Raw genomic sequence first — 12,115 nt, 5'->3', positions numbered from 1 at the left:
CTCAGCGCATCAGCGGCCGCAGCAGTTCACGGGAAATGATGTGGCGCTGGATCTCCGAAGTGCCTTCCCAGATCCGCTCGATCCGCGCGTTGCGCCAGATGCGCTCCACCGGGCCTTCGTCCATCAGGCCCATGCCGCCGTAGATCTGCACCGCCTCGTCGGCCACCCGGCCCAGCACTTCACTGGCGAACAGCTTGGCCATGCCGGCCTCGCCATCGGTCATGCTGCCCTGGTCCATCTTCCAGGCGGTGTGCAGGGTCAACAGCTCGGCGGCGCGGATCTGCGTGGCCATGTCCGCCAGCTTGAACGACACCCCCTGGTAACTGCCGATGGCCTGGCCGAACTGTTTGCGGTCCGCGGCCCATTGCAAGGAGGCATCCAGGGCGCGCTGGGCCTGCCCCACGCAATTGGCGGCGACCATCACTCGCCCGGCGGTGAGCCAGGCGTTGGCCACTTCCCAACCCTTGCCCACCTCCCCCAGCACCTTGCTGGCCGGTACCCGGCAGTCATCGAAGAACATCTCGAAGGTGTGGTAGCCGCGGTTGCTCACGCACTTGGGGCCACGGCGGATGGTCAGGCCCGGGGTGTCGCGGTCCACCAGGAACGAAGTCACCGCGTTGCGCTGGCGGCCGTTGTGCTCATAGGTACCGGTGACGGCGAAGACAATGGCGAAATCCGCATGCCCGGCGTGACTGATGAAGTGCTTGCTGCCGTTGAGCACGAAGTCGCCGCCGTCGCGCACGGCGCGGGTCTTGATCGCATTGGCGTCGGAGCCGGCCCCGGGTTCGGTCAGGGCGAAGCAGTCGACCTTGCGCCCCTGCACGCAGGGCAGCAGGTAGTCGCCGATCTGCGAGCCGGTGCAGGCCATGAGGATTTTCGACGGCCGGGCAACGAACACATGCAGGGCCCAGGAACACTTGGCCAGCTCGCGCTCGATCAGCGCCTGGGACAGGTAGTCCAGGCCGCCACCACCCACTTCTTCCGGCATGTTGAAGGCATAGAAGCCAGCGGCGATGGCCTTGCTGCGGATTTCCCCGGCGAGGTCGGCGCTGACCTCATCGGCGCGGTCCACCGCCTCTTCGTGGGGCAGCAACTCCTTGCTGACAAAACTGCGAACCGCGTCCACCAACATTTCTTGTTCTTGGCTGAGTTGGAAATTCATGGCGCTACCTGTGAGTGAGTGACGGTGCAAAAAAACCAGTGATCGGGCAGGACGACCTGCCGAAAAACACCTTCCTGTAGGAGCCAGCTTGCTGGCGAACAGGCCCTTGAATCAGGCGCTGTTCTTGCGGGCGCCTTCGCCGGCAAGCCGGCTCCTACAAAATGGGCGCATGGCCCAGGGGCCCTTTCGCCGGCAAGCGGAACGCCGCCCGACCGCCCCTACAACCCTTGGAAACGTGGCGGGCGTTTTTCGCTGACGGCACGCAGGGCTTCGGCGCCGTCGGCGCTGCGCCCGCACAGCAGGCCGGCGGCCAGTTCGGCGGCCAGTTGCTGCGCCAGGCTGCGGTCGGCGCCCTGGCGGATCAGCTTCTTGGTCTGGGCAAAGGCGAAGGTCGGGCCCGTGGCCAGGCGCGCCGCCAGCTCGCTGACGCTGCCGATCAGTTGCTCGTCGGCGCACACCTCGCCCACCAGCCCGGCAGCCAGGGCGCGTTCGGCGCTCCACAACTCATCGAGGAACAGCAGGCGCTTGGCCTGTTCGCTGCCGATCAAGCGCGGCAGGTGCCAGCTGGCCCCCGCGTCCGGCGAGTAGGCCATGCTGGTGTAGCCGGCCTTGAAGCGCGCCGACTGCCCGGCCACCCGCAGGTCGCAGCACAGCGCCAGGTCCATGCCACCGCCCACCGCCGTGCCGTTGATGGCGGCGATGGTGGGTTTGTCCAGGCTGTGCAGGCAGGTCATCAAGGCGTGGGCGGTTTCGGTCCAGCCGTAGCTTTCCAGGGCGCCCCGGGCCTCGGCTTCGGCCCATTCCGCCAGATCGGCCCCGGCGCAGAAACTGCGGCCGCTGCCGGTCAGCACCAGCACCCGTACCGCCGGGTCACTGTTGCAGTGCTCCAGCAAGGCATGCAGTTGCTTGAGGGTGGGGATGTCCAGGGCGTTGCGTTGCTCCGGGCGGTTGAGGGTGATCCAGGCTACGCCGGCTTCGACCCGGCTGAGCAGCGACGATGAAGGGGTCATGTGCGTCCTCGAATTATTGTGGTTGGCGTGAGGGAGGTGACGTGAGCGCCATACTAAACGAGTGTTCAACAAGGCGGCAATTGGGGGGCTTGGGGGGAGTTTTGGTCGAGTTTTTTAAGTATCCCTTTGTTTTTATTAGGTAAAAATCTGGATTCTTGGGGTGTGGTGTGTGGGGGTTGTTACAACTTCGAACAAGCCTCGACAAAAGGGGGATTGGGGGAGGTTTTTTTGTGGCGAGAGTGCTTGCTCCCGCTCGGGCGCGCGGCGGTCGTAAAGCCTGAGGGGGGCGGTCTGATTGGTGGACATATCCGTTGCTGCGGGTGCGGCGGCTTATGGTTCCGCTTTTACAGCGGGGGTTGGGTACATATCCGTTCCTGCGAGTGCGGCCGCTGGCGGTTCCGCTCTTACAGCGGCTCACTTTTGAAGAGCGCAAAAGTAAGCAAAACGCTCTGCCCCTCCACTCGGTGCCTCGCTTAGGCTCGGCATGCCCTCACTCCGGCATTGATCCGTGGGCCGCCGCCACCGGCCATCCCTGGCCGGGTGGCGGCTAACCCGGCATCCCTGCCGGGTTACCCACGGATCAATGCCTGCGTTCGGCCATCGTGGTTAACAGGGCGCTCAGATCAAGATCAAAATCAAGAGCGCGACGGCGGCCTACCGGCCGGCCTGAAGATGGAGCGGTGTGCACCGCCCCCCCCCGTGTAGGAGCTGGCTTGCCAGCGAAGGCGTCCGTCCAGGCGATGCATGTCTCACGGGCCTCTTCGCCGGCAAGCCGGCTCCTACGAAAAGCGCGTAACACGCGCTTGGCTTTTGCTTTTGCTTTTGATCTTCAGGCCCCTTCCCAGCCGGCCGAGCGTAGGCGTTGCGTAGGGGGGCAGCTCGGCAGGGATGCCGAGCTAGCCGCCACCCGGCCATGGATGGCCGGTTGGCGGCGGCCCCCGGAGCAATGCCGAAGCGAGGGAACCCCGAGCCTTAGCGAGGGGCCCATGGAGGGGCAAGCGTTTTTGGTTCCTTTTTAGGCGTTTGTAAAAAGGGACTCGCCGTAAGGGCGAAACCCTAAGTGGCCGTTACCGCAGCAACGGATATGTACCCCGTCAACCTCGCTGTAAAGGCGAAACCACCAGCGGCCATGACCGCAGGAATGAATATCTACCCCGTCCCTCTAGCCGCAAACGCCAGCGAAGGCATCCGCCCAGGCGCTGCATGTCTCCCGGGCCCCTTCGCCGGCAAGCCGGCTCCTACACAGCGGCTGCAGGTTGCAATTGGCGTTTGCGTTGCATCAGGTAGTAAGCGCCATAGCACAGGGCGATAAAGCCCGACCCCCAGTACAGCGACGGACGCTGGGTTTCATCCAGGGCCAGGAACACGAACAGCGAACTGCACAGGACGATGCACAGCAGCGGCACCAGGGGGAACCAGGGCGCGCGGTACTTGAGCTGCTCCAGTTGCCCGCCCTCGCGCAGGAACTGGCGACGGAAGCGGTACTGGGCCAGGGCAATGACGATCCAGGTCACGGTGCCGGCCATGCCGCTCACCGCCATCAGCACCATGAACAGGGTGTCGGCAGCGATGAAGCTGGTCATCAGCGAGATCAGGGCAAAGCACAGGGTGATGAACAGGGCGCGCAGGGGGACGCCTTGTTTGCTCAGGGGCGACAGGGCCTTGGGCGCCATCCCGGATTTGGACATGGCCCAGAGGATGCGCGTGGAGGCATACAGCCCGGAGTTGCCCACCGAGAGGATCGCCGTGAGGATCACGAAGTTCATCAGGTCGGCGGCGTAGGGAATGCCCACCATGTCGAACACCTGGACGAAGGGGCTTTCCACCAGCCCGGCCTGCTGCCAGGGAATGATCGCCGCCAGCACCATCACTGCCAGCACGTAGAAGATCAGCACGCGAAACACCACGTTGCGTACGGCGCGGGGGATGCTTTTTTCCGGCTGGTCGGTTTCACCGGCAGCCACGCCCATGATCTCGCAGCCCTGGAAGGCGTAGACCACGGTCATCATCACCGCGAACACCGCCGGCAGGCCGTTGGGGAACAGGGAGTCGCCCTTGAGGTTGTCGAACATCGGCGCCGGGGCGCCGCTGGGCAGGTCGATGACGCCGAAGATCACCAGCGCGCCCACCACGATAAAGCTCAGGATCGCCAGCACCTTGACCCCGGCGAACCAGTATTCGGCCTCGCCAAAGGCCCGGGTGGCCAGGGCGTTGATGCCGAACAGCAAGGCCACGAACAGCGCCGACCAGTACCAGATCGGCACCCCGGGAAACCAGCGCTGCATCAGCATGCCGGCGGCGGTGAACTCCAGGCCCACGGTGGTGGCCCAGCTCATCCAGTAGACCCAGCCGATCATGAAGCCGGTGGCCGGGCCGATGTACTTGGTGGCGTGGGCCTGGAACGAGCCGGACACCGGCATCTGCACCGACAGCTCGCCCAGGCAGACCATTACCAGGTACATCAGGAAGCCGGCCACCAGGTAGGAGAGGATCGCCCCCCAGGGCCCGCCCTGGTTGATGGTGACCCCGGAGCCCATGAACAGCCCGGTGCCGATCACGCCGCCCAGGGACAGCATGAAAATGTGCCGGCTCTTCAGCGAGCGCGTCAGTTGGATGCCTTTGCGTTCAGTACTGGTCGTCATGGTGCACCTCAGCAGTCGGTGAGGCGCAGGGCGCGGGGCGATGGGACGGGGCGTGGGGTACAAGCAGCTTGCAGGCAGTTCATTATTATTATCTCCAATAAGCTTCGAAGGCCGCGGCGGGCGCGGCTCAAGCGATTATTGGAAAGCCATGTAAGTTCGGGTTGAAGCAAAAGATCGAAGATGTAAAAAGTCGTAAGGATTTTGTACGTCAGGCCGCCAACAGCTGTTGCAGCAAGGCCCGGGACTGCTGCCAGGACGTTTGCAAACTCACCCCCAGGGCCGCCAGCGCCGGACGATCGGCCTGCTCTGCCGCACCTTCCAACTCCCGCAGCACTCGGGCCAGGGCACAGAAGCCCAGGGAATCGGCGCTGCCCGCCAGGCGATGGGCCAGGTGCAGGACTTCGGTGCAGTCCTCGGCGGCCAGGGCATCGCTCAACAGGGGCTGTTGCTGATCCAGGGCATCGGCCAGCACTTGAAGCAGACCCTGCAATTTCTGCTCGCCCAACAGGCTGCGATGGGTGTCCAGCACGCTCTGGTCGAGCAAGCCCTCCTCAGTGTCGGCCTGCGGCACCTGCACCTGCCCGGCCAACACCTGCCGCAGGCTGGCCAGCTGCAACGGCTTGCCGAGAATGCCCTGCATCCCGGCTTGCAGATAACCACGCACCACGGACGGCTGGACGCTGGCGGTCAGGGCAACAATGCGTACCTGCCGATTGGGCCCGGGGCGGCGGCGGATCTCGCGGCACAGCTCGACTCCGCTGATGCCGGGCAGGTGCACATCCAGCAGCAACAGGTCGAAGGCTTGCTGCTGACACAGGGCCAGGGCGCTTTCACCGTCTTGCGCCAGCCACACCTGATGGCCGTCACGCTCAAGCAGTCCGCTGGCCACTTCGCGATTCAGGGCCACGTCTTCCACCACCAGGATTTTCAACCCCTGCGTCGGCAACTCAAGCGCGGGCACCGACAAGGGCTCCTGGCCGATGCCCAACGCCAGCTCGAACCAGAAACAACTACCCTGCCCCAGCTCGCTGTCCACACCGATGCGCCCGTCCAGTTGTTGCAGCAGGTGCTTGCAGATGGCCAAGCCCAGGCCGGTGCCGCCATAGCGCCGGGTCACCTCGTCACTGGCCTGGACGAAACGCTCGAAGATCTTCTCGCGCATCGACGCAGCAATGCCGATGCCGTTGTCGCGCACGCAGCAACGCAGGCGCTGGCCCTCGACGGTGCTGCCGAGCACTTGCACTTCGACCCGCACCCAGCCGTCTTCGGTAAAACGAATGGCGTTGGCCAGCAGGTTGCTCAGCACCTGGCGCAGGTACTGCTCGGCGCCCTGCTGACGCAGCGCCAGTTGTTCGTCGATGTGCAATTCCAGGCGGGTGCGGTTGGCCTCGGCCCGGGGCTGCAACAAGGTGGTGACTTCTTCCAGCAACTGACGCAGGGAGAAGTCCCGCACTTCCGGGTGGCTTTCGCCCTCCTCCAACCGGGCGAAGGACAGCACTTCGTTGAGGATGCTCAGCAGGCCCTCCCCAGCCTGGTGCAAGGCTTGCAAACGCTGGCGGTCCTGGTGTTCCAGGGGCGCCCGGCGCAGCAGTTCGGCCATGCCGAGGATGCCGTTCAAGGGGGTGCGCAGTTCATGGCTCATGGTCGCCAGAAAGCGCGACTTGGCGAGGTTCGCGGCTTCGGCCTCATCCTTGGCGTGCATCAGGCTGGCGGTGCGGCGCTGGACCATTTTCTGCAACTCGTCGCGCTTGTCCTGCAAGGCCAGGCGGTCAGCTTCGCGGCGCTGCACATCGTCGAGCACCGCCCGGCGCATGTCGTCCAGGGCTCGGGCCACGGTGTCGACTTCATCGCCGCCCGGGCGCTGGCGCTTGTCCAGGTGCAGGGGCTCGCGCAACTCGCCGGCGGCCACGCGCCGAGCAAAGTCGGCCATCACTTGCAGGTGCCGGGTGACCAGGCGGTAGAACAGCCCGGACAAGGCCACCGCCAAGCCGCAGAGAAACACGCTCATCCACAACAGGCTGGCCAGCCCGGTGGCGTACAAACGCCGGTACACCGCCCCCAGGTCGGTGCTGACCTGCAACTCGCCGAGCTGGCGCAAGGGCCCGGACGGCGGCTGGTAGCTCAAGGGAAAACGCTCGACCCGCAGCGGCCCGATCAGCTCGGCGCTGCCCTGCTGCAAGTCGAAATCGTTGCTGATCAGGTGCACCCGGGCCACATCGGAAAAGTCCACCAGCCCCTGCAACTGCACGGTCAGCTGCTCCTGGTTGAGGTCCCACAGGTTGCGTTCCAGGCTGCCCAGGTAACCGGCGCGGATCAGCTCCATGCGGCTGTCGATGTCGCGCATTTCCCGGCGGTATTCGAAGTACAGCTGCACGCTGCTGGCGAACACGGTGAAGCACAGGCTGAACAGCAGGATAAACAGCAACAGGCGGCGCAACAGGCCGCTGGGCCGCAGCGCAATCATGGCCGGCCCTCCACCTGGGCCTTGAGCATGGCGCGGTAGCCGTCCTGGCTTTGCGCCAGCCAGCGCTGGATCGCCCCGCTGTCCACCTGGCGCTGCAACTGGGTGTCGATCTCGGCCATGCGCGCCGCCAGGGGCGAATGGCGCGACACCGCCAGGCGCAGGTAGTCGACGCTCACCGCCTGGGGCAAGGCGACTATGTCCTCGGCCCCCGGCAACTGCTCGATGAACAGCTGCCCGGTGCGGCGTTCATGGGGGATGAAATCGATGCGCTGGCGGATCAGCTTGCCGAAATTCTGCTGGCTGCTGGAAACCCATTCGATATTGCCGTGCTGCACCACTTCGCGGTCGAAATCCTGGCCGTAGCTCTCGCCGAACAGCAGGCCGCCGCGGTAGGCGGTCAGGTCCTGCAAGTGGGTAAAACTCGGCAGGTTGCGGCGGTTGACGAACAGCGCCACCTCCTCACGCAGCACCGGCACCCGGGAAAACAACAGGTCCTGCTGGCGCTGGCCGGTGCTGTAGGCCAGCACCACATCCACCCGGCCGGCCGCGGCGTCCAGCAGGCAGCGCTTCCAGTTGCCCAGCACCACCACCTGCACCTGATAGCCCAGGTCCCCCAGCACCTGGCGCACCACCGTCGGTGCCAGGCCACGCACCTGGCTGCCGTCGCTCCAGGAAATCGGCGGGTACACCGGGTAGTCGCAATAACGCAGCACGGGCTGGGGCTCGGCCCAGGTCGCGCCGGCCAGCGGGATCAGGCACAGGCCCAGGCACAGCACCAGCGCGCGACGCAGCAATTCAGGCCGCCACGCTGGCGGTGAACAGGTAACCGGCGCCGTGGATGGTGATGATCAGCTCCGGCTCGGCCGGGTCGTCGTGCAGCTTGCGCCGCAAGCGGCCCACCAGCACGTCGATGGAACGGTCGCTGGGCACCCATTCGCGGTTGCGGATCTGGTCCATCAACTGGTCGCGGCTCAGGGTATGGCCGCTGTTGCGCAGGAACACGCTGAGCAATTGGTATTCGCCGTGGGTCAGCAGGGTTTCAGCGCCCCGCGGGTCGATCAGCCGGCGGCGGTCGGTGTCCAGGGCCCAGTCGGCGAACTGCTTGACCGGGCTCGGGCTGTTGGCCGAGGCCTGGGGCGGGCTGGCCTGGCGCACCCGACGGATCAGGTTCTTGGCCCGGGACACCAGCTCGCGGGGGTTGAGGGGTTTGATCACGTAGTCGTCGGCGCCGCATTCCAGGCCGACGATCCGGTCGATGTCGTCGTTGCGCCCGGTGATCAGGATGATCCCCACCTCCGAACGCACCCGCAGCTCGCGGGTCAGGGTCAGGCCGTCCTTGCCCGGCAGGCGGATGTCCAGCATCAGCAGGTCCACCGTGTGCTGGCCGAGAAAGCTCTCCGCCTGCTCCGCGGTGGCGGCGCAATGCACGTCGTAGCCTTCCTGAGAGAGATAAGCCTGAAGCAGCTCGCGAATCAGCGGATCGTCGTCGACGATCAATACCCGAGGAGTCATCGCCTGTGTTCCTGATTATTTTTATTAGAGAAACCACCTACAGCGCAGCAGCCTAGCCATTACTGAACAACCGATCAACAGCCCTATGTCGGCACAGCGAAACCTCGCCCGCCGCTGGCCAGCAGCCCCTCGACCCAGGCCTCGCAGATCTGCACGCCCTGCTGCGGGCTGAAGGTCCCGGGGTTGAGCCCGGATTCCAGCCACAGGCCGTCGAGCAAGGCGCTGAGGCTGATGGCCGCCAGATCGGCGTCGAAGCCTTTCCAGCCCTGAAGGCCGGCCAACTGGCCCAGCAGGCCGGCCAGCTCGTTGCGGTATTCACCATAGGAATGTTCGTGGGCCAGGTTGATCGCCTCGGCGGTCTTCACCGCGCCCCAGAAGGCCAGCCAGGCATCCAGCAGCCGCGGGTCCAGCAGTTCGGCGCAGAACGAGGCGCGAAAGAACGCCGACAGCCGCTGCCGGGGGTCGGGCGCGGCCTGCTCCATGGCCTCGCGCAGCAGGCTCATGACCCGCCCGGTGATCGCGCGATAGGCCTCGGCCACCAGCTCGTCCTTGCCGGAATAGTGATGGCTGATCAGCCCTACCGAAACCCCGGCCTCGGCGGAGATCTTGCGGATCGACGCGCCCTGGAAACCGTGGAGCTTGAGGCAGGTCAGCGTCGCCTCGATCAGCTCGGCCTTGCGCAGGTCGGGTTCCAGACGGGAAAAGCGCGCTTCCTGGCTCATGGGGCGGGTTCCTTGGACAGTGGCGGGAAGTTGAAACTGAACGACTGTACAACAGGCCTTCCGTGGCTATCCAGCGTTTGTGTGGCCGCCCAAGCCGCACCGCTTCCTGTGGCCGCTGCCGAAGGCTGCGAACGAGTTGGGCGGCACTCCGTCGCAGGGACGCAACGATCTTCAAGGCGACACAGGTTCGGCTGGAGATCGTCAAGCAAGGCCCTGCGGGCCTTTTCGCAGCTTCGCCAGGGCTCAGCAGCGGCTACACATGACAAAGCCGGGAGCACCGTGACAAAAACAACAAACGGCGCGGTCCCTGTAGCCGCTGCCGAAGGCTGCGCACGGTCTGGGCGGCACTCCGTCGCAGGGACGCAAAGATCTTGAAGACGACACAGGTTCGGCTGGAGATCGTCAAGCAAGGCCCTGCGGGCCTTTTCGCAGCTTCGCCAGGGCTCGGCAGCGGCTACAGGTAGATACAAACCCACGTGTGGTCAGGCGCGGTAGTCGGGGGCGATGCGCTCCAGCAGGCGCAACAACGCTGCCCAGGCCAGTTGCATGGCGTCCGGGTCGTTGAGTTCGCCTTCCTGCAGCGGCCGGCCCGGGTCGTTGAACTGGCGTTCGGTGTGGGCGCAGACCGCGTCCGGCGGTAGCACGATCTCCCCCGCCGCCTGGGCCGCCAGCTGGATCTCGCAGGCTTTCTCCAAGTAGTACATGCGCAAAAACGCCTGGCTCACGGTTTCGCCCACGGTGAGCAAGCCATGGTTGCGCAGCATCAGCACGCTCTTGTCGCCGAGGTCGGCCACCAGCCGTTGCTGCTCGCTCAGGTCCAGGGCCACACCTTCGTAATCGTGGTAGGCCACGCGGCCATAGAACTCCATGGAAATCTGGTTCACCGGCAGCAAGCCGCATTTGAGCGCCGCCACCGCGCAACCGGCCTTGGTGTGGGTGTGCAGCACGCACTGGGCATCTTCCCGGGCGCCATGAATGGCGCTGTGAATCACAAAACCCGCCGGGTTCACCGGGTACGGCGACGGCTCCACGGCTTCGCCATTGAGGTCGATCTTCACCAGGTTGGAGGCGGTGATTTCATCGAACATCAAGCCGTAGGGGTTGATCAGGAAGTGATGCTCGGGCCCAGGCAGGCGCACCGAGATATGGGTGAAGATCAGGTCGGTCATGCGAAAGTGCGCGATCAACCGGTAGCAGGCCGCCAGCTCTTCGCGCAGGCGCTGTTCGGTGGCGCTGCGCTCGGTCAGGGCGTGGGGGCTGGGAGCGATATTGTTCATTGTTGGAGTCCTCCAGGCAGGTGGGCGGGCAAACGGGGCCGGTAAAAAGAGCCCGCAAACAATAGGACCGGACGCCCGCAGGCGTCCAGCCCGTTGCGCTTACTTGCTAGCCCAGGCGTTGAAGCGCTCTTCCAGCTCCTCGCCATGATCAACCCAGAACCCGACGTCCATCGCCAGTGCACCCTTGAGGTTCTGTTCCGAGGTCGGCACCCACTGCGCCAGCGCCGGGTCGAGCTTGGCTGCGGCCAGGGTGTTGGTGGGGCCATAGGGGATCTGCTTGACGTAGTCGACCTGGACCTCGGGAGTGTTGGCGAAGGCGATGAAACGCTTGGCCTGATCCACGTGTTTCGAGCCCTTGATGATCGCCCAGTAGTCCATGCCGTACAGGCTGCCGGGCCACACCACCGCCAGCGGCGCGCCGGCCTGGGCGGCCACGGCGATGCGGCCGCTGTAGGTGGAAGTCATCACCACATCACCGGCGGCCAGCCACTGCCCCGGCTGGGCCCCGGCCTCCCACCACTGGATGTAGGGCTTGAGTTCGCTGAGCTTGGCAAAGGCCCGCTCCACCCCCTCGGGCGTGGCCAGGACCTTGTACACGTCCTCGACCTTGACCCCGTCGGCCATCAGGGCGAATTCCAGGTTGTACACCGCGCGCTTGCGCAGGCCGCGCTTGCCGGGGAACTGCTTGACGTCCCAGAAATCCGCCCAGGATGTCGGGGCCTTGGCCAGCTTGTTGCGGTCGTAGGCAATGGCCACGCTCCACACCAGCACCGCCGAACCGCAGGGCTGGGCGGCATCGGGAATCAGCTGCTCGGCACGGCCCAGGGCCTCCCAGTCCAGGGGCTCGTACATACCTTCGTCGCAGCCGCGCATCAGGTCCGGGCCTTCGATCTGCACCACGTCCCAGTCGACGTTGCCGGTGTCGACCATGACCTTGATCCGGGCCATTTCGCCGTTGTATTCGCTCTGGATCAGCTTGCTGCCATCGGCCTTGCTGAAGGGTTGGAACAACGCCACATCCTGGGCTTTTTGTCCGGCTCCGCCGTACGCCACGACCACCATGTCGGGGGCTGCCTGGGCAGTGCCCTGGCCCAGGGTCAGACCCAGGGCGAGGCTCAGGGCCAGGAAAGAACAACCGTGCTTGCGGGTGAGCGCTTTCATTCTGTGAATCCTCTTCGCGGTGCCACACCGGCAGGCGCCGGCACAGCCCTTTTTTATTGTTGTGAGGTTGGCCCCGGGAGCGGGCGCAAATCGAAGCTACTGCAAGCCTTAGTAAAAAAACAAGTTGATTTTTTACTGGCGGTAAATTTTGATAGGCCAACAATA

At 65.1% G+C, this 12,115-nt stretch carries 9 protein-coding genes; all 9 read right to left on the bottom strand.

Translation table 11 applies throughout. From position 1 onward, the window contains the following. Window position 1: 1 nt before the first annotated feature. On the bottom strand, window positions 2–1,162 hold the full coding sequence (locus AC1RGE_RS03710; RefSeq protein ID WP_011061007.1) for an acyl-CoA dehydrogenase family protein: 1,161 nt from the start codon (window positions 1,160–1,162) through the stop codon (window positions 2–4). 218 nt (window positions 1,163–1,380) lie between these two features. Continuing rightward, on the bottom strand, window positions 1,381–2,172 hold the full coding sequence (locus AC1RGE_RS03705) for an enoyl-CoA hydratase/isomerase family protein (protein WP_011061006.1): 792 nt from the start codon (window positions 2,170–2,172) through the stop codon (window positions 1,381–1,383). 1,238 nt (window positions 2,173–3,410) lie between these two features. Further along, window positions 3,411–4,814 (bottom strand): amino acid permease, encoded by a 1,404-nt coding sequence (locus tag AC1RGE_RS03700; protein WP_015635402.1) that lies wholly within the window; start codon window positions 4,812–4,814, stop codon window positions 3,411–3,413. A gap of 208 nt (window positions 4,815–5,022) precedes the next feature. Further along, entirely contained in the window at window positions 5,023–7,278 is a 2,256-nt protein-coding gene (locus tag AC1RGE_RS03695; RefSeq protein WP_492583391.1) for an ATP-binding protein, read from the bottom strand. Further along, window positions 7,275–8,072, bottom strand: a complete 798-nt coding sequence (locus AC1RGE_RS03690) for a substrate-binding periplasmic protein (RefSeq protein WP_220224279.1) — start codon at window positions 8,070–8,072, stop codon at window positions 7,275–7,277. Before AC1RGE_RS03690 ends, AC1RGE_RS03695 begins: the two co-directional genes overlap by 4 nt. Before the next feature lies 1 nt (window position 8,073). Continuing rightward, window positions 8,074–8,790 carry a response regulator gene (locus AC1RGE_RS03685; RefSeq protein ID WP_065363891.1) on the bottom strand — a complete coding sequence of 239 codons (717 nt, stop codon included), beginning with the start codon at window positions 8,788–8,790 and terminating at the stop codon, window positions 8,074–8,076. An 83-nt stretch (window positions 8,791–8,873) separates the two neighbouring features. Further along, window positions 8,874–9,512 (bottom strand): TetR family transcriptional regulator C-terminal domain-containing protein, encoded by a 639-nt coding sequence (locus AC1RGE_RS03680; protein ID WP_210456765.1) that lies wholly within the window; start codon window positions 9,510–9,512, stop codon window positions 8,874–8,876. A 482-nt stretch (window positions 9,513–9,994) separates the two neighbouring features. Next, window positions 9,995–10,789: a class II aldolase/adducin family protein gene (locus AC1RGE_RS03675; protein WP_065363890.1), complete on the bottom strand. Its 795-nt coding sequence runs from the start codon at window positions 10,787–10,789 to the stop codon at window positions 9,995–9,997. 99 nt (window positions 10,790–10,888) lie between these two features. Then, the gene (locus AC1RGE_RS03670) at window positions 10,889–11,950 is read right to left on the bottom strand and encodes an ABC transporter substrate-binding protein (RefSeq protein ID WP_492583389.1); all 1,062 of its coding nucleotides are present in this window, start codon (window positions 11,948–11,950) and stop codon (window positions 10,889–10,891) included. Window positions 11,951–12,115: the final 165 nt, after the last annotated feature.

This window comes from Pseudomonas sp. GW823-FHT02C05 (assembly GCF_058797595.1).
The sequence above is the reverse complement of the archived record's forward strand: the minus strand, read 5'-3'. Positions and strand labels throughout refer to the sequence as shown.